Source organism: Streptomyces sp. NBC_01525 (assembly GCF_045040405.1).
Classification (GTDB): domain Bacteria; phylum Actinomycetota; class Actinomycetes; order Streptomycetales; family Streptomycetaceae; genus Streptomyces; species Streptomyces benahoarensis.
In genome coordinates this window covers 4,574,611-4,595,717 of sequence record NZ_CP109397.1, presented here as the reverse complement: position 1 = coordinate 4,595,717, position 21,107 = coordinate 4,574,611, and the positions used below count along the sequence as shown (strand labels likewise).

Below are 21,107 nucleotides of genomic sequence, written 5' to 3'. Positions count from 1 at the left end.
CGCGCGCGGGGCCACGGCCCCGAGGGGCCGACGGGCGGGAGCCCGTCGGCCTCAGGGGCGGCCGCGTCGGGTCAGTCCGTGACCTTGACCTTGGTGAAGACCGGGAAGCTGAAGGCGTTCAGCTGGACGCCGGAGACGTGATCGGACCAGCCGGCGGTGCCGTTCTGGTACCAGAGCGGGATGCTGACGACCTTGTCGAGGACGATCTTCTCGGCCTGCTTGTAGAGGTCGGTGGCCTTCTTGACGTCCGGTTCGGAGCCGGCCTTCTTCAGCAGCGCGTCGAACTTCGGGTCGCTGAACTTGGCGTCGTTGGAGGCGCCGCCGGTCGCGTACAGCGGGGTCAGGAAGTTCTCGATCTGCGGGTAGTCCATCTGCCAGCCGGAGCGGAACGGCTGGGTCATCTCCTGCTTGGTGATCTGGTTGCGGAAGTCACCGAAGGTGCCGACGGGGTTGCCCACGCACGCCTTGTCGTCGCCCAGCACGGTGTTGATGCTGTTGCAGACGGCGTCCACCCACTGCTTGTGGGAGTCCTTGTCGGCGTTGTAGCTGATCGTCATCTTCCCGCCGGGGATGCCGCCGCCTTCCTTGATCAGCTTCTTCGCCTCGGTGGGGTCGTACGTGCAGGTGTCCCCGCAGACGTCCTTGCTGTAGCCGTTGGCGACGCCGAGGACGGGCGAGGTCAAGTCGGTGGCGGGGGTGCGGGTGCCGTTGTAGACCTTGTCGGTGATCGCCTTGCGGTCGATCGCCATGGACAGGCCCTTGCGGACCTTCTCCATGCCCGCCTTGTTCCAGCCGTCCTTGTACAGCGGGAAGGTGATGACCTGGTTCATACCGGCCGGCTGCGAGAGGTAATTGCCCTTCAGGTCCGACTTGGCGTTGCGGATCTGCTCGGCGGGCACGTCGTCGTCGACGTCGAGGTTGCCGGACTGGAGGTCCGCGTAGGCGGCGTTGGAGTCGGTGTAGACCTTGAGCAGCACGCCCTTGTTCTGCGGCTTGTCGTCCCCGGTGTAGTGCGCGTTGGGGACGAGCTTCATCTGCTTGCCCTTGTCGTACGTGTCCACGGCGTACGGGCCGTTGCCGACGGGCTTGGCGAGGTAGCCGTCGTGGTCGCTGAAGAACGTCTTGGGCAGCGGCGCGAACGCCTTGTAGCCCAGGCGCAGCGGCCAGGTCGACATCTTCTCGTCGAGGGTGACGGTGAAGGTGTGCTCGTCGACGACCTTGAGGCCGGAGAGGGTCTTCGCGGTCGGCTTGCCCTCGGCGGGCGCGACCTTGTCGTAGCCCTGGATGTCGGCGAAGAAGTACGAGTTCTTCTGGGCGTTGGTGCTCAGCGCGCCGTAGTTCCAGGCGTCGACGAACGAACGGGCCGTCACGGGCTCGCCGTTGGAGAACTTTTCGCCCTTCTTCACCTTAATGGTGAAGGTCTGCTGGTCCTTGGTGTCGATGGACTGCGCGACGTCGTTCTTCGCCTCGCCGGTCTTCGGGTCGTAGCTCTTCAGGTTGCTGAAGATCATGTCGAGGACCTTGCCGCCGAGCACCTCGTTGGTGTTGGCGGGCTCCAGCGGGTTCTGCGGGTCACCCCAGTTGGCCCGGACGACGCCGGGTTCGGCGCTCGCACTGCTGCCGCCGCCACAGGCCGTGGCCCCCAGGGCCACGACTATCGCTCCTGCGACCCAGGTGGCGCTCTTGGCACCGCGCATGGATTGCCTCCTCATGAGTCCATTTCTCGATATGGAAAGGAGCCGGCGCGACTGACACCCCTGACAGTCCACAACCAGCCCCCGATGCTCGTGAGTCGGCGCTTCTTACGGCGCGTGACCCATTGACCCGAGCTCAATACCGCCCAGTCTCAGTCACGTTTCGGCCATAAACCACGCGTAAAGGGTCTCGATCAGATCACATCTTCCATTGAGAGAGTTCGAAATTCGGACAAAGCAAACTATCCACACGTGCAGGAAAGGGACGAGGTGGGCAACGTCACTCGCGTATTGCTCCGGAATGCGGACACCACGCCAACTGGCCGAGGCCAAGCCACCATTGACAAGATCATTCCACCGCGATATAAGCCGCTTCGTGTCCGCCCCCCCGCACACGACGAAGCGCCCCGCCGGACCGGAGTCCTGCGGGGCGCTTCGTCGTATCAGCGGTGCCCGGGGCGTCAGCGCTTGGCGCGCGACGCGGTGCGGCCGCGCTCCTTCTGGTCGAGGACGACCTTGCGGATACGGACCGCCTCCGGGGTGACCTCGACGCACTCGTCGTCGCGGCAGAACTCCAGCGACTGCTCCAGGGAGAGCTTCCGCGGCGGCACGATCGCCTCGAAGGAGTCGGCCGAGGCGGAGCGCATGTTGGTGAGCTTCTTCTCCTTGGTGATGTTGACGTCCATGTCGTCGGCGCGGGAGTTCTCGCCGACGATCATGCCCTCGTACACCTCGGTGCCGGGCTCGGTGAAGAGCACACCGCGCTCCTGGAGGTTGGTCATCGCGAACGCGGTGACCGCACCGGAGCGGTCGGCGACCAGCGAACCGTTGTTACGGGTCTTCAGCTCGCCGAACCACGGCTCGTGGCCCTCGTGGATGGAGTGGGCGATGCCCGTGCCGCGGGTGTTGGTCAGGAACTCCGTGCGGAAGCCGATCAGACCGCGGGAGGGGACGACGAACTCCATGCGGACCCAGCCGGAGCCGTGGTTGGACATGTTGTCCATCCGGCCCTTACGGGTGCCCATGAGCTGCGTGACCGCGCCCATGTGCTCCTCGGGCACGTCGACCGTCATCCGCTCGACGGGCTCGTGGGTCTTGCCGTCGATCTGCTTGGTGACCACCTGCGGCTTGCCGATGTTCATCTCGAAGCCCTCGCGGCGCATCTGCTCGACCAGGATGGCCAGCGCCAGCTCACCGCGGCCCTGCACCTCCCAGGCGTCGGGGCGCTCGGTGTCCAGGACGCGCAGCGAGACGTTACCGATCAGCTCGCGGTCGAGGCGGTCCTTGACCTGGCGGGCGGTGACCTTGCGGTCCTTGACCGCGTTCTTGGCGTCCGCGCCCTTGCCGGTGCCACCACGGCCGACCAGCGGCGAGGTGTTCGTACCGATGGTCATCGAGATGGCGGGCTCGTCGACCGTGATCAGCGGCAGCGCGACCGGGTTCTCCGGGTCGGCCAGCGTCTCGCCGATCATGATCTCGGGGATACCGGCGACCGCGCAGATGTCACCGGGGCCGGCGACCTCGGCGGGCTTGCGGGTCAGCGCCTCCGTCATCATCAGCTCGGTGATGCGGACGTTCTGCACCGAACCGTCGCGCTTCATCCAGGCCACGGTCTGGCCCTTGCGCAGCTCGCCCTGCTCGACGCGGAGCAGCGCGATACGGCCGAGGAAGTTGTCCGCGTCGAGGTTGGTGACGTGGGCCTGGAGCGGGACGGTCTCGTCGTACTCCGGCGCCGGGACGTGCTGGAGCAGCGTGGTGAAGAACGGCTCCAGGTTGGTGGAGTCGGCCGGGACGGTGCCGTCCTCCGGCTTGGTCAGCGACGCGACGCCGTCACGGCCGCAGGCGTAGACGATCGGGAACTCGATCTGCTCCTCGTCCGCGTCCAGGTCGAGGAAGAGGTCGTACGTCTCGTTGACGACCTCGTCGATACGGGAGTCGGGGCGGTCGGTCTTGTTGATGCACAGGATGACCGGCAGGCGCTGCTGGAGGGCCTTGCGGAGCACGAAGCGGGTCTGCGGCAGCGGGCCCTCGGAGGCGTCGACCAGCAGCACGACCGCGTCGACCATCGACAGACCGCGCTCGACCTCGCCACCGAAGTCGGCGTGGCCGGGGGTGTCGATGATGTTGATCGTGATCGGGTCGCCACCGTCCTTGGGGTGGTACTTGACCGCGGTGTTCTTCGCGAGAATGGTGATGCCCTTCTCGCGCTCCAGGTCGTTGGAGTCCATGACCCGGTCGTCGACGGAGTCGAGCTGGTGAGCGGCGAAGGCCCCCGCCTGCTTGAGCATGGCGTCGACGATGGTCGTCTTGCCGTGGTCGACGTGGGCGACGATGGCGACGTTACGGATGTCGTGGCGCGTGGGCACTTGCGGCGCTTCTCCCGGAATCGTGGTGGGCGGCGCGTACGGTCCGGTACGCGCGCCTGCCGGGCATGAGACGCCACGGCCTCACCCCATGGTACGTGGCTGCCGCGGCATCGGCCGCCGCAGCCTGCCCGCACCCGGCCTGACCTGGGCGTTCTCACCGATTGTCCGGGCTCGCGCCGACCCGATTCCACCCGGGCGCCGCCGCGCCGTCAGCCGGGTCGGCGCGGCGGCGGGGGCCGGGGCTCACTTCGCGTAGCCGATGTCCTGGAAGCGCGGGGCCGCGAAGCCGAAGGAGCCGATGTTGACGAGGGACTTCTTCGTGGCGACCAGCTCGGGCCGCTGGTACAGCGGGATCGAACCGGCCGACGCCCAGATCCGGGCGTCGGCCTTGTTCAGCGCCTCCCGCGCGGCCTTGGGGTCGAGGTCGGAGACCGCCTGGTCGAAGAGCTGGTCGACGCGGTCGCTGCCGACGCGGGTGTAGTTCTGCCCGACGCTCAGCGAACCGTCCGGGGCGGGCTGCGGCTTAGCGTAGACCGGCCGGGCGTCGGTCGACGGGTAGGCGGTGCCCGGCCAGGAGTACAGCGCCAGGTCGTAGTCGCCGGCCTCGATGTGGTCCTGGAGGTAGCTGTCGTCGGCGACCTTCTGGACGGCGGTGGCGATACCGATCCGGGAGAGCATCGTGGCGATCCGGTGGCTGACGGTCCGCAGCTCCGCGGAGGCGGGGCCGTCCGGCACGACGAAGCGCAGGGTGAGCGGTTTGCCGTCCTTCTTCACCGCGGGCGCCTGCGCCGCGATCTGCTCGCCCGCCCGCTCCCGGCCGCCCGCGGCGGTGTCGCCGGGGGCGCCGCCGTGACCGGCCTGGGCGTCGCCCTGCGCGGGCTGCGGCGAGCCCGGCCTGGGCCGGCCCGCACGCCAGCCCGCGTCCGCGAGCAGCGTCTTCGCGGCGTCGGTGTCCGTACCGCCGACGGCGTCGCTGTGGTCGGCGTACCCCTCCTGCCCGGACAGCAGCAGATGGCTGCCGAGCGGCGTGGCGGGCAGCCGCAGCGGTTTGAGGACGGTGTCGGCGAGGGCCTGCCGGTCGATGGCGCGGGCCACCGCGCGCCGCACCCGGTCGTCGCTGAGCGGCCCGCTGCCGCCGTTCAGCGCGAGCTGGGTGTACGCGGGCTGCAACGCGCGGCGGACGGCGTAGCCGCGCAGCGTTCTGGCGACGGCCGCGGCCCGGGCCTCGGCGCGCGCCGCCTCGGAGCCGCGGGCGGCGGCCTGGGCGCGCACGGCGTCGGCGGCGACCGCGCCGCGCGGGGCGGGCTCCTGGTCCGCGGCGTCCTGCCCGGCCCCGGGCTGGGCGCCCGCGTTGCCCGCGTGGACGCTCTTGGGGACACCGGCGGGGGCGGCGCCGCCCACGTCGTCGATCTTCTTCGCGACGGCCGCGTCGACCTCCGCGACGTCGACGTCACCGGAGCTGAGCGCGTCGGCCCGCTTCCCGCGCGGTACGGCGCGCAGCTCCAGCCGGTCGAGCTTGGCGGGCGCGCCCCACCAGTGGCGGTCGCGCTCCAGGGTGAGGGTGCCGTCGTCGGAGTTCCGGTCGCCGACGGCGAACGGCCCGGCGGTCACCGGGAGCCGGTCGCGGGCGCCGTCGTTGAAGGCGTCGGCGCCGACCATGACGGACTGCGGGTAGAGCGGGGTGAAGAGCGCCCGCCAGTCCGCGTAGGGCTTGGCGAAGGTGACCTTGACCTCGTGCGGCCCGGCGCCCTGTTCCACCTTGGCGATGCGGTCGTAGCCGCTGTTGCGGGCGGTCCAGTACGCGTGGTCCGTGCCGCGCAGCGCCTTCCACTGGGCGACGAAGTCGGCGGCGCCGATCGGGCGGCCGTCGCTCCAGCGGGCCTTGGGGTTGAGCTTGTAGACGACGACCTGCCGGGGCTCACGCGTGGTGAGGTCGGCGGCGGTGAGGTAGTCGGCGTTGCGCTGCGGGGTGCCGCTGCGGTCGAGGGTGAAGAGCGAGGGCAGGACGGCGCCGGTGACCCGGTAGGTGGCCGCGTCGGCGTCGGTGTGGAAGGCGTTGAGGGTGCTGGGCAGCGCCTCGACCGCCCAGCGGACCGTGCCGCCGTTCGCGACCCGGCCGCGCGGCGCCGCCGCGATGTCCTGGGCGAGGCCCGAGGCGCCGCCGCCGTCGTCGTCCGCGCACCCGGCCAGGACCGGCAGCGGCAGCAGGACCCCCGCCGCGAGGAGGACGGCGCGGCGCCTGCGGCGCACGGCGCGGCCTGGGCTGACGTGGTCGGTCATGGCTGTTACCTCCGGGGCTCGCCGACGCCGCGGCGAGCCGCCGTGACACGTCCGGCCCACTTAGCGGCTCATCACATCTATGGCACCCCCACTGAAGGCGACCCGGGACGGCCCGGCCGCCCGACACGGCGGCGCCCCGGGGCAAGGCCACCCGCCCGGCGCAAGAAGCAGGAGGCGGGCCTCCGGAACGGCACGGCAGCGGGCGCCCGCCGCTCAAAACGGCGGCCCCGGCGGCCGAGCGGCCCGCCCCGCCTTTCCCACCCCACCGCGACGCGCGACACTCGGGACGTGGGAGGTCGTCCCCGCGCTCCGGAGACCTCGTCCCGGCGCCCGCCGACCTTCCCGGACGACGTTTTCGGCAGAGAGGGCGGACCATGTCCCTTCACGACGAGCTGACGGCGGCCGAACGCACCCTGAACGAGCTGGTACGCGCCGTGGAGCGGCTGGAGCGACGGCTCGGCGACGGGCTCGACATCCGCCGGGTACGCAGCGACACCGATCACCTGGGCGAAAGCCTGCGCCTGCTCCGCGCCGGAGCCGGTACCGCCCGCCCCACCGGACCCGACGGCGACCGCATCGTCCCCGTCCCCGACGCCCCGTACGACAGCGCCCTGTGGTCCGACGCGGAGGACGAGGGCCTGGGGGCGAAGGACCGGCACGCACCCTGAGCCGGGCGGGGGCCGGGGCCGGGCCGCGGGAGGCACAACCGGGCCGGTCGGCGGGACGCGGTGCGCCCGGGGCGGGGTGAGCACCCCGTATGCGGAACACCCCGCCGTACGGGGCGGCCCCGTCGCTAGAACATGCTCAACAACGCCTCGGTCGCATCCGGCGCCGGATGGTCGCCGTCGGGCAGGGCGAGTTCGAACCACACGGTCTTGCCGCGTGGGGTGCGTCTGCTGCCCCAGCCCGCGCTGAGCAGGCCGACCAGCTGGAGGCCGCGGCCGCCCTCGTCGGTGTCGCGGGCGCGGCGGCGGCGCGGCTGGGCGAGGTCGGCGTCCCACACCTCGCACACCAGTGACCGGTCGCGCAGCAGCCGCAGCCGGATCTCGCCGTGGCCGTGCCGCAGCGCGTTGGTGACCAGCTCGCTGACGAGCAGCTCGGTGGTGTCCACCAGCTCCTCCAGGCCCCAGTCGGTGAGCTGGTCGCGGGCCAGCTCCCGCGCCCGCGCCACCGACCGGGCCTCCGGCGCCAGGCTCCAGTCCCCCACCGCGTCCTTGGGCAGCCCGTGCACCCGGGCCATCAGCAGCGCGATGTCGTCCTCGCCGTGCGAGGTGTCCAGGGTGGACAGGACGTGGTCGCAGGCGTCCTCCAGCGGCCGGCCGGCGTCCGACAGCGCGCTACGGAACGCCTCCAGGCCCTCGTCCAGCGGGTGGTCGCGGGACTCCACCAGGCCGTCGGTGTAGAGGGCGAGCAGCGCGCCGTCCGCCAGCTCCACCTCGGTCTCCTCGAACGGTTCGCCGCCCACGCCCAGCGGCATGCCCGGCGGTACGTCCAGCAGCACCGCGTCCGCGCCCTCCTCGACCAGCACCGGCGGCAGATGCCCGGCGTTGGCGAACGTGCAGCAGCGGCTGATGGGGTCGTAGACGGCGTATACGCAGGTGGCGAGGTAGACCTCGGAGAGGTCGGCGGTCCCGGCGGCGTGCGGGACGCCGGGGACGGTGGAGCGGCCCGCTGCGGAGCGCTTGCCGCCGCGGCCCTCGCCACCGCCCAGCCCGCGGGCGACCTCGTCCAGCGCGGCCAGCACCTCGGCCGGTTCCAGGTCGAGGAGGGCCAGCGTGCGGACGGCGGTGCGCAGTTCGCCCATGGCGACGGCGGCGCGCAGCCCGCGGCCCATGACGTCGCCGACGACCAGCGCCGTACGGTGGCCGGGCAGCTCGATGACGTCGAACCAGTCGCCGCCGACCTCGGTGGCGGTGGTGCCCGGCAGATAGCGGCAGGCGATGTCGAGGCCCGCGGCCTCCGGGTCGCCGGGCGGCAGCAGGCTGCGCTGGAGCATCAGCGCCCGCTCGTGCTCGCGGCGGTAGAGCCGGGCGTTGTCGATACAGACCGCGGCGCGGGCCGCCAGCTCCACGGCGAGGGCGGTGTCCCGCTCCCCGAACGGCTCGCTGCCCTTCGTCCGGGAGAACTGCACCAGCCCGACGACGGTGTCCCGGGCGACCATCGGCACGGCGAGGGTGGAGTGCACCACGGCACCCAGCTCGCGGCCCTCCTCGCTCTCCCGGCCGGGGACGATCTGCGCCCGGGCGGTGCGCAGCGCGCCCGCGCACGGGGAGTTGAAGGGGTAGCGGTGCACCGCGCCGACCGCGACCGGCCCGCCCTCGGGCGTACAGGGCATGGTGGCGAGCGGCGCGTCGGAGACGGCACTGGAGAACGCGACGCGGCGCAGCTCCGCACTGCCGTCGCTCATCCCGGGCGGCGCCTCGTCGCCCGCCAGCAGCCCCTGGTAGAGGTCGACGGAGGCCAGATCGCAGAACTGCGGGACGGCGACGTCGAGGAGGGTGCGGGCGGTGGTCTCCAGGTCGAGGGAGTTGCCTATGCGGGCGCCCGCCTCGTTGAGCAGCGCGAGGTTGCGGCGGGCGTTGGCGGCCTCGCGTTCGGCGCGGCGGCGCCCGGTGACGTCGGAGGCGAGCGCGGCCACGCCGATGGGGCGGCCGCTGGCGCCGTGCAGGCGGTAGAGCGAGATCGACCAGCGGCGCCGGTCCTCCGCGCCGGGCACCACGCCGACCAGTTGCATCTCGGTCACCGCCTCGCCGGTGTCCAGCACCCGGCGCAGCGCCACCGTCATCCGCTCGGCCTCGGCCCGCGGCAGGAAGTCGTACGGGGTGCCACCGCGGTACTTGCTCGCGGGGCCGCCGAAGACCGTGGCGAACCGCTCGTTGACGCGGAGCAGCCGCAGCCGGGTGTCGAAGAGGGTGAAGCCCATCGGGGATTGACCGAATACCGCCTGCGCGGCGGCGAGGTCGGTCTCGATGCCGCGCAGCGCCCGGACGTCGACGACGAGACAGAGCGCGGCCCGCTCGCCGGTCTCCTTCGCGGACGGCATGACGTAGATCTCCGCGAGCCCGTCGGCCTCGCCGCCGTCCGCGCGGCGATAGGGCACCAGGCCCGTCCACTCCCGGCCGTCGAGGATCCGGGAGACCGCGCGGTGCCCGGTCTCGCGCAGCTCGCGGGGGACGAACGCCTCGACGGGGTCCTTGCCGACGGCCTGTACCGCGGAGATGCCGAGCATGTCGGCGGCCCGTTCGCTCCAGCCGTCGATGCGGCCGTCGGGTCCGAGGGAGAAGGACGCGAGCCGGATGTAGTCGTAGATCGACCCGGGCCGGCTGGACTGCCACACCGGCGGTTCCTGCGGCGCGTGGGCAGGCGGGACGAGGACCGGGTCGGCCGGGCCCTTCCCGCCGCGACCTGCGGTCTGCGCGGGAACCGTCCCGCCGGATGACAACTCGCTCACGAGCCCCGTCCCCTCCAGCTCATCGTGCCCGGACCGGACCTGCCGAGTAAATCAGCACCTCGGCACTTCGGAACACGGTCTTCACGATCACAGCACAGTCTCGATCGCGGCCCCGGCACGGTTTGCCGACGAATGGGCAACGACGCGCGGCGACCGGATCCACCTGTCTCCTAACCAGCCACCGACAGCTCGAACCACACGGTCTTGCCGCTCTTCCCGCGCCGCGCCCCCCAGCGCCGCGAGGCGCGGGCGACGAGTTGCAGTCCGCGTCCGCCCTCGTCATCGGGTTCGGCGGCGCGCTCCAGCGGCGGATCGGGCAGCGGATCGGAGACCTCGACGAGGAGTCCGCCGCCGAGCTGTTCCAGCCGGACGCCGATCGGACCGCTGGCGTACGTCAGGGAGTTGGTGACCAGTTCGCTGACGAGCAGGACGGCGATGTCCGCGACGGACTCCAGGCCCCAGTCGGCGAGGGTCGTGCGGACCGTGGCCCGCGCGGTGCGGACGGCGCCGGGCTCGGCGGGGAAACTCCATTCGGCGATGGGGAACGCTCCGGAGACCGTGTCACGACGGCGGACTGCGGCGTGTGCCGATTCGGAGGCCCCTGCCGCTGCGCTGTCGCTCACGCCGATCACTCCCCATGGTGCGGTTGCCCACCACACCCACCTACAAAAGAGTCAATCAGGACATACCCGATAATTGCCCGTCCGTACCGCCTGCGCGCGGCCGCCCGCGCCACCCGGACGAACCCGTCCCCCGGCCGGGTCCCGTCACCGCGGGCCCGACGGGCCACCGGCGGCCTGTCACGCTCAGAGCGGGGTACGCCCACCGGGCACGGTGCCCCGCGACGGCGGACGCGGCGCGGCGCCACCCGGCCCCTCGCCCTCCCGCAGCCGCCGCATCGCCTCGGCGACAGCCGGACGGTCCTGGTCCAGCCAGTCCACCGACAGCTCCTCGTCCGGCTCCAGCCAGCGCAGCTCGTCGTGGTCCTGGAGCGGCCGCGGCTCGCCGGACACCAGCTTGGCGGCCCACACCCGCAGCACGAACCCGGGGCGCAGCGCCCACTCGCCGGCAATCGGCTCCAGCGGCTCCGCCTCGACGCCCAGCTCCTCGCGCAGCTCGCGCACGAGCGCCTGCTCGGGGCTCTCACCGTCCTCCACCTTGCCGCCGGGCAGCTCCCAGCGACCGGCCAGCGCGGGCGGCGCGCTGCGCCGGGCGGCCAGCAGCCGCCCCCGGTCGAGCACCGCGCCGCCCACCACCACACGCACCGTCGTCATACGCGGCAGCCTACGGCGCACACCACGCCCCGCAACCCGCTCAGCCCGTCGTCACATCCACCTTCTCCACCACGTAGAGCTGCTGGTCACCGTCGCCGTCGAGGCACCCGGCGACCCGCTCGGCCTCCGCGCGGGTGGCGTACCGGCCCACCCGATAGCGGTGGCCGCCTTCGTCCTGACGAATGACGAGCCAGGGCAGTCGCGTCCCACCGTCACCCATCACACCGCTCCGTCCGCAGTACCGCGCGCCATGCCGTGCCCCTCCCGGGCCGATACCGAAACCGCATCCTGCATATGCCCGAGCCTACGCCCGACCTTCACGCAGCGGATATGGAATGGCACAAAGAGAGACGGAACCGGCCACCCGCGGGCCCCCGGCGAACCGGGAGGGCCTGCGAGTGGCCGGTGGAGCCGTACGGCTCGGTGGTGCATCGGACCGGGGCCGGGCCCCGGGGGTGGCGCCGGTCAGGCGTCGCTGCGGACCTTGCCGTCCGAGGGACGGTCGTCGTCGGGACCGTCGCCGTCACCGGAGCGCTGGGCACCGACGGTGACCGCACCGGAAGGCTCCTCGGCCTGCTCCGCCGCGCGGATCTCCTCCTCGACCGCGACCAGCGAGGGGTTACGCCACGAGCTCCGCACGCCCCAGAAGTAGAACGCGAGGCCGATGAGGACGACCACGACGAGGTCCAGGCCCTCCGGCAGATACCCCTTGCCGCCGAACTCCTTGCCGCCCGCGTACGAGACGAGCGCCATCACCAGGAGGTACGCCACCATCCAGGCACCGGCCTTGAGGTGCGGACGCAGCTCGGCCCACGGCTTGCGGCCCTGGCTGAGCGGCTTGCCGATCTCGTACCAGGCCCAGACCGGCAGACCGACGGCCATGATCAGGATGACCTTGCCGGTGAGCGGCCAGCGGCCCCAGTACAGCACCAGCGAACCGAAGACCATCGCGATCGGGGCGATGACCGGCATCACCTTCAGCTGCACCGGCCGCTTGAGGCCCGGCGACAGACGGCGCAGCGACATCACGGCGACGGGGCCGGTGATGTACGAGATGACCGTGGCGACGGAGACGATCTCGGCGAGCGAGCCCCAGCCGCGGAAGACCGCGAGGAACAGGAAGGCGATGACGAGGTTGAGCACCAGCGCCGGACGCGGCACACCGGTCTTCTTGTCGACCTTGCCGAAGATGCCGGGCAGGTGGCCGTTCTCCTGCACGCCGTGGATCATGCGCGAGGTGGTGGCGGCGTAGATCATGCCCGTACCGGACGGCGAGATGAACGCGTCGGCGTAGAGCAGCATCGCGAGCCAGTTCAGGCCCCAGGCGATGGCGAGGTCGGCGAGCGGGGAGTTGTAGCCGAGACCGGCCCAGCCACCGGCGGAGGCGAGCTTGTCGCCGGGCACCGCCATCAGGAATGCGATCTGGAGGGCGACGTAGATCACCAGGGCGATGATGATGGAGCCGATGACGGCCTTCGGCAGCGAGCGGCCCGGGTTGCGCGCCTCGCCGGCGAGGTTCAGCGGCGACTGGAAACCGTTGTAGGCCCAGACGATGCCGGAGACCGCGACGGCGGTGAAGACCGAACTCCAGCCGTTCGGCGTGAAGCCGCCGGCGGCCTTGATGTTGCTCGTGTCGAAGTGCGCGATCATCAGCGCGCTCGCGGTCAGGATCGGAACGACGACCTTGAAGACCGTGATCGCGGTGTTGGTCTTCGCGAACAGCGTGATCGCGAACCAGTTCAGGAAGAAGTAGAAGATCAGCAGCACGCTGGCCAGCGCCACACCGGTGCCGGTCAGCTCCTTGCCGTCGTACAGCGCATGGGTCCAGCCGAAGTCCCAGGAGCTCATGTACTGGACGGAGGCGGTGGCCTCACCGGGGATCACGGAGACGATCGCGATCCAGTTGGCCCACGCCGCGAGGTAACCGGCGAGCGAGCCGTGGGAGTACTGGCCGTAGCGGACCATGCCGCCGGCCTTCGGGAACATCGACCCGAGCTCGGTGTAGGTCAGGGCGATGGTGAGTGCGACGACCGCACCGATCACCCAGGCGAGGATGGCGGCAGGACCGGCGATGGCAGCGGCCCGCTCGGCTCCGAAGAGCCAACCGGAGCCGATGATGGACCCGAGACCAGTGGCGGTCAGGGCGATGGTCCCTAGGGACCGGCGGTAATTGGAGTGCGAGCCCTGCTCCGCGCTCGGGGTTTTCGTCGTGCTCACGTGCTTGGTCTCCTGGTCTTCCCCCGTGCCGTGCACAAACTTCGCCATCGTAAGAGCGAAATCGGATGATCGGAATCCCCCACCCGGCGAAAAGCCCCGCCCCAGCGAGCGGGTGTGACTATTCCCACGACACGGTGCAGCCGACAAATAAGAATGAATACGGACAACGAGCCCGCATGAAACTGGCGTTACGGGCGGTATGAGGACCCGTCCCGAGGCCCCGTGCCCGTCTCCCCCGTCCCCCTCTTCGCTTCCTCCCGCCCCCGTCGCGCCGGGCCTATCTGACCGGCAGGTGATACGTCACGCGGTGCCGGTCGGCGAGGGTGACCACATCGGCGGTCTCCACGGGCCGCCCCCCGGCGAAGTACGTCCGCGAGATGACGAGCACAGCATGGCCCGGCACACCGCCCAGCACCATGACTTCTTCGGCCAGCCCCGGCCGGGCGCCGATCTCCTCCACGACGTTGTCCACCACGACATCGATGGCCGCCATCCGCTCGACCACTCCGCGCCCCGCCAGCGGCCCCTCCTCGGGCAGCATCACCGGCGTCCGGCCCGTGATCTCCAGCGGCTCCCAGGACGTCGAGACCATGGCCGGCTCGCCCTCCGCGCGATAGACGTACCGCGTCCGCATGACCCGCGCGCCCGGCTCGATCCGCAGCCGCCCGGCGACCCCGCCCCCCGCCGCCTCCTGGCGGCTGCTCGACTCCCAGCTGCCCGTGACCCGCTCGTCCGTCTGCTCCTGCCGGAACGGCGTGCAGGACGGTCCGGCGTGGTGCCCGGCCCGGGCGATACGGCGAGGGGCGGGGCGCTCGCGCACATACGTGCCGGAGCCGGAGCGTCCCTCGACGAGCCCCTCGGCCATCAACACCTTGCGCGCCTCCAGCGCGACGGTGTCCGAGACGCCGTACTGGGCGCGGATGCGGGCCTGCGAGGGGAGACGGGTGTGTGGCGGCAGTACGCCGTCGACGATCTTCTGACGCAGGTCGCCTGCGACACGGAGGTACGCGGGCTGCTCACCGAAAGACACGTGCCTCTCCCAACAGCTTGGCAGTCGGTAACAGCGTGGCAACTGCGCGTCGCCACCCGCAACCTTGGGCCAGGAAATCGCCCAATGTGATGACGCCCAGCTCATCCGGCATAAGGATCAAGGAAATGGGTGACGGGGACGCCGCGGGGGCCGCACGCCGAGGGAGACCCATGACCGGCAACGCCACCCCGCTCCCCGCCCTGCCCGACGACTGGCACCGCGCACTCGCCGTCGCCGCCCACCCCGACGACCTGGAGTACGGTGCGGCCGCCGCCGTCGCCGAATGGACCGCCTCCGGGCGCACCGTCACCTATCTCCTGGTGACCCACGGCGAGGCCGGTATCGACGGCCTCACCCCCGGCGAGTGCGCCACGGTCCGCGAGGCCGAGGAACGCACCGGCGCCGCCCTGGTAGGCGTCGACACCGTCGAATTCCTCGACCACCCCGACGGCACCCTCACCCCGACCCCGGCCCTGCGCCGCGACCTCTCGGCCGCCATCCGCCGCCACCGCCCCGACCTGCTCCTCACCCTCAACCACCACGACACCTGGCCCGGCGGCCACTGGAACACCCCCGACCACCGCACCGTCGGCCGCGCCACCCTGGACGCGGCCACGGACGCGGGTAACCGGTGGATCTTCCCCGACCTCGTCACGGAGGAGGGCCTGCCCCCTTGGAACGGCGTCCGCCGGGTCGCCGTGGCCGGGTCCCCCACACCCACACACGCGGTCGAGGTGGGCCCCGGCTTCGACGCGGCCGTAGCCTCCCTGGCCGCCCACCGCACCTATATACAGGGGCTCCCCCCTCCCGACTCCCCCGCGCCCGATCCCCCTGCCTACGCCCGCGATTTCCTCGACCGCACGCTCCCTCCGACGCCTGAGGGAGCGGCCCGGATCGTCCGCTTCGAGGTGTTCTCCCGCTGATGCCCTGCCGCACCAGCTCACGCAAAAGGACCATCGATTGCGGGGGAGGTGGCTGAATCTGAGCCTTGCGCCAGGGCATTCCATGAGCATGTCGCCCAACGGGCCCACAACTACAGGCGCAGATCGCCCAGTTGGGGACTTTCGAAGGAAGAAGAGAGGGACCGTGGAAACACCCCCCTCAGGCGGTACAGGCAAGGGGCCGACCCCGAAGGATCGGCCCCTCATGATCTGAACGCCCGTTCAGATCAACGCCGTTGCGTCCGCTCACCCATCACACGTTGAACCGGAACTCCACCACATCCCCGTCCTGCATCACATAGTCCTTCCCCTCCATCCGGGCCTTGCCGGCCGCGCGGGCGTCGGCTACCGAGCCCGTGGTGACGAGGTCGTCGAAGGAGATGACCTCGGCCTTGATGAAGCCCTTTTGGAAGTCGGTGTGGATGACGCCGGCGGCCTCGGGGGCGGTGGCGCCCTTCTTGATCGTCCAGGCGCGGGATTCCTTGGGGCCGGCCGTGAGGTAGGTCTGGAGGCCGAGGGTGATGAAGCCGGCGCGGGCCAGGGTGGCGAGGCCGGGCTCCTCGGCGCCGACGGACTGGAGGAGTTCCATGGCGTCCTCCTCGTCCAGCTCGGCGAGGTCGGCCTCCAGCTTGGCGTTGAGGAAGATCGCCTCGGCGGGGGCGACCAGGGCGCGCTGCTCGGCCTTGAACGCCTCGTCGGTCAGCTCGTCCTCGTCGACGTTGAAGACGTAGAGGAACGGCTTGGTGGTGAGGAGGTGGAGGTCGTGGAGGAGCTCTTCGTTGCCGGAGCCCTGGACGATGCCCTGGGAGAAGAGGGTGTCGCCGCGCTCCAGGATCTCCTTGGCCTCCTCGACGGCCTTGACCTTCGGGGCGATGTCCTTCTTGATGCGCGACTCCTTCTGGAGGCGCGGCAGGACCTTCTCGATGGTCTGGAGGTCGGCGAGGATCAGCTCGGTGTTGATCGTCTCGATGTCGTCGCGGGGCGAGATCTTGCCGTCGACGTGGACGACGTTCTCGTCGGCGAAGGCGCGGATGACCTGGCAGATCGCGTCGGACTCGCGGATGTTCGCCAGGAACTTGTTGCCCAGGCCCTCGCCCTCGCTGGCGCCGCGGACGATGCCCGCGATGTCGACGAAGTCGACGGTCGCCGGGAGGATCCGCTCCGAGGAGAAGATCTCGGCGAGCTTGGCCAGGCGGGTGTCGGGGACGCCGACGACGCCGACGTTCGGCTCGATGGTGGCGAACGGGTAGTTGGCCGCCAGCACATCGTTCTTGGTCAGGGCGTTGAACAGGGTCGACTTGCCGACGTTGGGCAGTCCGACGATTCCGATCGTGAGCGACACGGTGGCAACTTCCCGGGGAGCGAGGCGGTGAGGGCGGACACGGCTCCCGAAGGGGCCGATCCACCAGTTTACGGGGCGCCCGCGGCGGCCCGCCCGGCCCGGTACGGGCTCCTCGAACGCACCGCCGATGCAGGCCCCTGGCGTGTCCCAAAGCCTGTTAATACCACTTAGCGGCCTACCGTTGGCGGGTGGAGCAACGAGATGCGCGCGCACCCCAGCACCGCCCGTCCGCGAGCGGCGGGCCCTCCGCGGTCCAGGATCCCCGGCTGCCGCGCCCGGCGACGGGGCCGTCCGGCGGCCGGGAACGGTCCGGCGCGGGCCCGGCGGACGCCGAGCGGCGGGCCGCCGGTACCGCGACCGTCTACCGGGCCGGCCGGCGGCCACTGCCCGCCCGGGTCGTGGCGGTGCTGCGGCGGATGCCCGCGCCGAAACTGACCGGCCTGGGGTGCGGCCTGCTGAGCACCCTCGCGCTGCTCGCCTTCGCCGCCCTCGACGAACTGCTCCTGGACGGCGCACAGACCCCGTACGGCGTGTTCTTCGTCCTGGTCGCGTTCTGCGCGGGGCTGTGGGTACGGCCGTACGACCTGATCGCGGCGCCGGTGGCGCTGCCCATCGCGTTCACGCTCGGGGCGGTGCCGATCGAGCACGGCGCCGGCGGGTTCGGCGGGCTGGTGATGGGCGTCTTCAGCGTGCTGGCGCTGAGCGCGGGCTGGCTCTACGCGGGGACGCTGGTCTGCGTGTTCCTCGCACTGGTGCGCAAGGTGGTGCTCATCGCGCGGCGTCGGGCCAGCCGACCGGCGACGCGACCGGCGCGTCCGGGGAGCCGGCGTCCGGCGGAGCGTCCCGGTGCGGCGGAGGGGCGGGGGCCGGGGCGGGCTCCCGGTAACCGTCCGCGGCAGGTGGCGCCGCAGCCCGAGCGGCGTGTGCAGCCATCGCGGCACCCACGATCCCCGCGTCGTTCCGAAGCCGAGCCGGCACGATCTCGGCCCTGATGCCGTCGAGCAGCGGCAGGAATTTGTCGGCCCTGCGGCTGACCCCGCCGCCGATCACGAACAGCTCGGGTGAGAAGAGCATCTCGACGTGGGCGAGGTAGGTGCGCAGCCGCCGCGCCCAGTGTGACCAGCTCAGTCCCTCGGTCTCCTTGGCATGGGTGGCGGCGCGGGTCTCGGCGTCGTGGCCGTTCAGCTCCAGATGGCCCAGCTCGGTGTTGGGCACCAGGCGGCCGCCGGTGAAGAGGGCGGAGCCGATGCCGGTGCCGAGGGTGAGGACGATGACGGTGCCGCGGTGGCCGTGCCCGGCGCCGTAGCGCATCTCGGCGAGCCCGGCGGCGTCCGCGTCGTTGAGGAGGGTCACCGGGCAGTCGCCGCCGAGGCGTCCGGTGAGCAGCTGGGCGGCGTCGGTGCCGATCCAGCCCTTGTCGACGTTGGCGGCGGTACGGGTGAAACCGCCGGTGATCACGCCGGGGAAGGTGGCGCCGACCGGGCCCGTCCAGCCGAAGTGCGCCACGACCTCGCGGACGCTGTCGGCCACCGCGCCGGGGGTGGCGGGCTGCGGGGTGAGGACCTTGTGGCGCGGCTCGGCCAGCTCGCCGCGCTCCAGGTCGACCGGGGCGCCCTTGATGCCGGATCCGCCGATGTCCACGCCGAAGACCTTCATGGGAAAAGGCTAGGCGCGGTGGGCGCGGAGCGCCCCAGGAACGGGGAACCGGCCGCCGGTACGGATGTCACGGCGGCCGGTTCCCGGGGGCTGCGGTCCTCAGCCCTCCGTGGCGGCCTTGGCCTCGGCGCGCAGGTCGCGGCGGAGCTCCTTGGGCAGCGAGAAGGCGATGGACTCCTCCGCCGCGGTGATCGTCTCGACGTCGTCGTAGCCGCGCTCGGCGAGCCGGTCGAGGACGCCGTGGACGAGGACGTCGGGGACGGAGGCGCCGGAGGTGACGCCGACGGTGGTGACGCCGTCGAGCCAGCTCTCGTCGATCTCGTCGGCGTAGTCGACCAGATGGGCGTCCTTGGCCCCGGCGCCGAGGGCGACCTCGACGAGGCGGACGGAGTTCGAGGAGTTCTTGGAGCCGACGACGATGACGAGGTCGGCGTCGGCGCCCATCTGCTTGACCGCGATCTGGCGGTTCTGGGTGGCGTAGCAGATGTCGTCGCTGGGCGGCGAGAGGAGGTTGGGGTAGCGGCCCTTGAGGGCGCCGACCGTCTCCATCGTCTCGTCGACGGAGAGGGTGGTCTGGGAGAGCCAGACGACCTTGTCCGGGTCGCGGACCTCGACGTTCCGCACGTCCTCGGGGCCGTCGACGAGCGTGATGTGGTCGGGCGCCTCGCCGCTGGTGCCGATGACCTCTTCGTGGCCCTCGTGGCCGATGAGGAGGATGTCGTAGTCCTCCTTGGCGTACCGGACGGCTTCCTTGTGGACCTTGGTGACCAGCGGGCAGGTCGCGTCGATGGTGGCGAGCTTGCCGCGCCGCGCCTCCTCGTGGACGGTCGGGGCGACGCCGTGGGCGGAGAAGATGACGATGTTGCCCTCGGGGACCTCCGCCGTCTCGTCGACGAAGATGGCGCCCTTCTTCTCCAGGGTCTTCACGACGTACTTGTTGTGCACGATCTCGTGGCGTACGTAGACGGGAGCGCCGTACTGCTCCAGGGCTTTCTCGACGGCGATCACCGCGCGGTCCACCCCCGCGCAGTAGCCGCGGGGGGCGGCGAGCAGGACCCGCCGGCGCTCGCGCGGGGCGTCCGCGCTCGGGGTGCGTGCGGGCTGCGGGGTGTCACCGTGACGCGGGGCGTCTCCGCTCGCGGCGGTGGCGGGTGACGGGCCGGGCGTAGCAGTCATGCGTCCCATCGTACGGGCGTACCGCACCGCACAGAGATCGCTCCGGTGGCCCAGACTGAGGGCCGCGAAGGTACGTACCGGGCGCCGGGCGCCGGGCCGGACTTCGCGGACACGATCAAGGAGGCGGTATGCCGGAAAACGACACGGCGAGCGGGACGGCCGGTGATCCGGCGGGCGGGGAGAGCGGGGCGGTGGAGGCCCCGGAGCAGGGCAGCAGCAGCCCTCCGGTGCTGCGGCGGACACTCACCTTCCGGGATCTGATCGTCTACGGGCTGCTGTTCATCGCCCCGATGGCGCCGGTCGGCATCTTCGGCACGCTCCAGGCCAAGTCGCACGGGGCGATCACCCTCGTCTATCTGGTCGCGACGGTGGCGATGGCGTTCACGGCGTACTCGTACGCGCAGATGGTGCGGGTGGCGCCGCAGGCGGGGTCGGTCTACACGTACGCCCGGGTGGGTTTGGGTGAGGGCGCCGGGTTCATCGCCGGGTGGATGGCGATGCTGGACTATTTGCTGATCCCGGCGGTGGCGTATCTGTTCTCCGGGATCGCGATGCACGCGCTCGTCCCCGAGGTGCACCAGTGGGTGTGGACGGCGCTGGCGGTGGTGGTGACGACGCTGCTGAACCTGTGGGGGGTGCGGACCGCGGCGGTCGTCGGGTTCGCGGTGCTGGCGATGGAGATCGCGGTGCTGGCGGTGTTCGTGGTCGCCGCGGTGGCGGAGCTGGTGGCGCACGGCGCGCAGCGCGGCTGGGCGGCGCCGCTGACCGGTGAGGGTTCCTTCTCGATGACGGCGGTGCTGGCGGCGGTGTCGGTGGCGGTGCTGTCGTATCTCGGCTTCGACGCCATCGCGGCGTTCGCGGAGGAGGCGCGGGGGGCGCACGGACCGGCGGGCGCCGGGCAGCGGGGCGCGGACCGGGTGGCGCGGGCGGTGATCACCTGCCTGGTGGTCGCCGGTGTGCTGTTCGCGGTGCAGACGTATCTGGCGGCGCTGCTGGCCCCGATGTCGGCGGCGGAGCTGGCGGCGAAGCCGGGTACGCAGGGTGAGGCGTTCTACGCGACGGTCGACGCGTCGGTGGGCGGCTGGCTGCACGATCTGGTGGCGGCGAGCAAGGCGCTGGGCGCGGCGTTCGCGGCGCTGGCCGGGCAGGCGGCGGCCGGGCGGCTGCTGTTCGCGATGGCGCGGGACCGGCGGCTGCCGGGGGCGATGGCCAAGGTGGACGTGGGCAGCGGGGTGCCGCGCCGGGCGCTGCTGGGCGCGGCGGTGGTGACGCTGGTGGCGGCGGTGTGGGCGGCGCGGCGGGCCGACGGGCTCGACCATCTGTCGTCGATCGTGAACGTGGGCGCGCTGACCGCGTTCGCGCTGCTGCACGCGTCGGTGATCGGCTGGTTCCGGGTCCGGCGGCGCGCGGAGGTGCCGAGCGTGCTGCGGCATGTGGTGGTGCCGGTGGTGGGTCTGGCCGTGGTGGTCGCGGTGATCGTCGAGGCGTCCCGGACGGCCCAGCTGGTGGGCGCGGTGTGGCTGGCGGTGGGCCTGGGGGTGCTGGGGTTCCAGTACTGGGGGGCTCGGCGGGAGGGGAAGACGGGGCGGTAGGCGGGGCCTCCCGGATGCGGGGCCTCGCAGGGTGCGGGCCTGGGGATTCGCCGCCGGGTGCGGGCCGGGGGCTGTGCCGGGTGCGGGG

The 21,107-nt window shown here is 71.7% G+C and carries 15 protein-coding genes and 1 pseudogene; 4 read left to right on the top strand and 12 right to left on the bottom strand.

The genetic code is table 11. The annotated features are described in order from the left end of the window. Positions 1 to 71: 71 nt before the first annotated feature. From OG422_RS20685 to OG422_RS20675, 3 genes are all read right to left on the bottom strand, one after another. The gene (locus OG422_RS20685) at positions 72 to 1,697 is read right to left on the bottom strand and encodes an ABC transporter substrate-binding protein (RefSeq protein WP_405744211.1); all 1,626 of its coding nucleotides are present in this window, start codon (positions 1,695 to 1,697) and stop codon (positions 72 to 74) included. A gap of 458 nt (positions 1,698 to 2,155) precedes the next feature. Next, complete coding sequence (gene typA, locus OG422_RS20680; protein WP_143943050.1) at positions 2,156 to 4,060, bottom strand: translational GTPase TypA; 1,905 nt, start codon at positions 4,058 to 4,060, stop codon at positions 2,156 to 2,158. A gap of 243 nt (positions 4,061 to 4,303) precedes the next feature. Further along, complete coding sequence (locus OG422_RS20675) at positions 4,304 to 6,340, bottom strand: ABC transporter family substrate-binding protein (RefSeq protein ID WP_405744209.1); 2,037 nt, start codon at positions 6,338 to 6,340, stop codon at positions 4,304 to 4,306. A gap of 374 nt (positions 6,341 to 6,714) precedes the next feature. Here OG422_RS20675 and OG422_RS20670 point away from each other — a divergent pair, with 374 nt between their 5' ends. Then, the gene (locus OG422_RS20670) at positions 6,715 to 7,008 is read left to right on the top strand and encodes a hypothetical protein (RefSeq protein WP_405744207.1); all 294 of its coding nucleotides are present in this window, start codon (positions 6,715 to 6,717) and stop codon (positions 7,006 to 7,008) included. Between the two features lie 125 nt (positions 7,009 to 7,133). Here the strand turns inward: OG422_RS20670 and OG422_RS20665 are convergent, their stop codons facing one another. The 6 genes from OG422_RS20665 to OG422_RS20640 all read right to left on the bottom strand — a co-directional run bounded on the left by OG422_RS20665 (position 7,134) and on the right by OG422_RS20640 (position 14,312). Continuing rightward, positions 7,134 to 9,677, bottom strand: a complete 2,544-nt coding sequence (locus OG422_RS20665) for a SpoIIE family protein phosphatase (protein ID WP_405747927.1) — start codon at positions 9,675 to 9,677, stop codon at positions 7,134 to 7,136. A gap of 284 nt (positions 9,678 to 9,961) precedes the next feature. Then, the gene (locus tag OG422_RS20660; protein ID WP_405744205.1) at positions 9,962 to 10,423 is read right to left on the bottom strand and encodes an ATP-binding protein; all 462 of its coding nucleotides are present in this window, start codon (positions 10,421 to 10,423) and stop codon (positions 9,962 to 9,964) included. A 174-nt stretch (positions 10,424 to 10,597) separates the two neighbouring features. Then, on the bottom strand, positions 10,598 to 11,065 hold the full coding sequence (locus OG422_RS20655) for a (deoxy)nucleoside triphosphate pyrophosphohydrolase (RefSeq protein WP_185994077.1): 468 nt from the start codon (positions 11,063 to 11,065) through the stop codon (positions 10,598 to 10,600). Between the two features lie 40 nt (positions 11,066 to 11,105). Continuing rightward, positions 11,106 to 11,285, bottom strand: a complete 180-nt coding sequence (locus OG422_RS20650) for an SPOR domain-containing protein (protein ID WP_405744203.1) — start codon at positions 11,283 to 11,285, stop codon at positions 11,106 to 11,108. A 245-nt stretch (positions 11,286 to 11,530) separates the two neighbouring features. Then, positions 11,531 to 13,282 (bottom strand): APC family permease, encoded by a 1,752-nt coding sequence (locus tag OG422_RS20645; RefSeq protein WP_405744201.1) that lies wholly within the window; start codon positions 13,280 to 13,282, stop codon positions 11,531 to 11,533. Between the two features lie 277 nt (positions 13,283 to 13,559). Next, on the bottom strand, positions 13,560 to 14,312 hold the full coding sequence (locus OG422_RS20640) for a GntR family transcriptional regulator (RefSeq protein ID WP_405744199.1): 753 nt from the start codon (positions 14,310 to 14,312) through the stop codon (positions 13,560 to 13,562). 170 nt (positions 14,313 to 14,482) lie between these two features. Between OG422_RS20640 and OG422_RS20635 the strand changes: the two genes are divergently transcribed. Further along, the gene (locus tag OG422_RS20635; protein WP_405744197.1) at positions 14,483 to 15,235 is read left to right on the top strand and encodes a PIG-L deacetylase family protein; all 753 of its coding nucleotides are present in this window, start codon (positions 14,483 to 14,485) and stop codon (positions 15,233 to 15,235) included. A 271-nt stretch (positions 15,236 to 15,506) separates the two neighbouring features. On the opposite strand, the gene ychF is transcribed toward OG422_RS20635, so the two are convergent. Next, positions 15,507 to 16,595, bottom strand: a complete 1,089-nt coding sequence (gene ychF, locus OG422_RS20630) for a redox-regulated ATPase YchF (protein WP_405744195.1) — start codon at positions 16,593 to 16,595, stop codon at positions 15,507 to 15,509. A 416-nt stretch (positions 16,596 to 17,011) separates the two neighbouring features. Here ychF and OG422_RS20625 point away from each other — a divergent pair. Then, positions 17,012 to 17,302 (top strand): annotated as a pseudogene (locus tag OG422_RS20625) (DUF6542 domain-containing protein); the annotation flags it as partial. A gap of 61 nt (positions 17,303 to 17,363) precedes the next feature. Here OG422_RS20625 and ppgK read toward each other — a convergent pair. After that, positions 17,364 to 18,251, bottom strand: coding sequence for a polyphosphate--glucose phosphotransferase (gene ppgK, locus OG422_RS20620; protein WP_405744193.1), 888 nt, complete (start codon positions 18,249 to 18,251; stop codon positions 17,364 to 17,366). Between the two features lie 99 nt (positions 18,252 to 18,350). Further along, complete coding sequence (locus OG422_RS20615) at positions 18,351 to 19,436, bottom strand: 4-hydroxy-3-methylbut-2-enyl diphosphate reductase (protein WP_405744191.1); 1,086 nt, start codon at positions 19,434 to 19,436, stop codon at positions 18,351 to 18,353. Positions 19,437 to 19,555: 119 nt separating this feature from the next. Between OG422_RS20615 and OG422_RS20610 the strand changes: the two genes are divergently transcribed. Continuing rightward, complete coding sequence (locus OG422_RS20610; RefSeq protein WP_405744189.1) at positions 19,556 to 21,019, top strand: APC family permease; 1,464 nt, start codon at positions 19,556 to 19,558, stop codon at positions 21,017 to 21,019. Positions 21,020 to 21,107 lie beyond the last annotated feature (88 nt).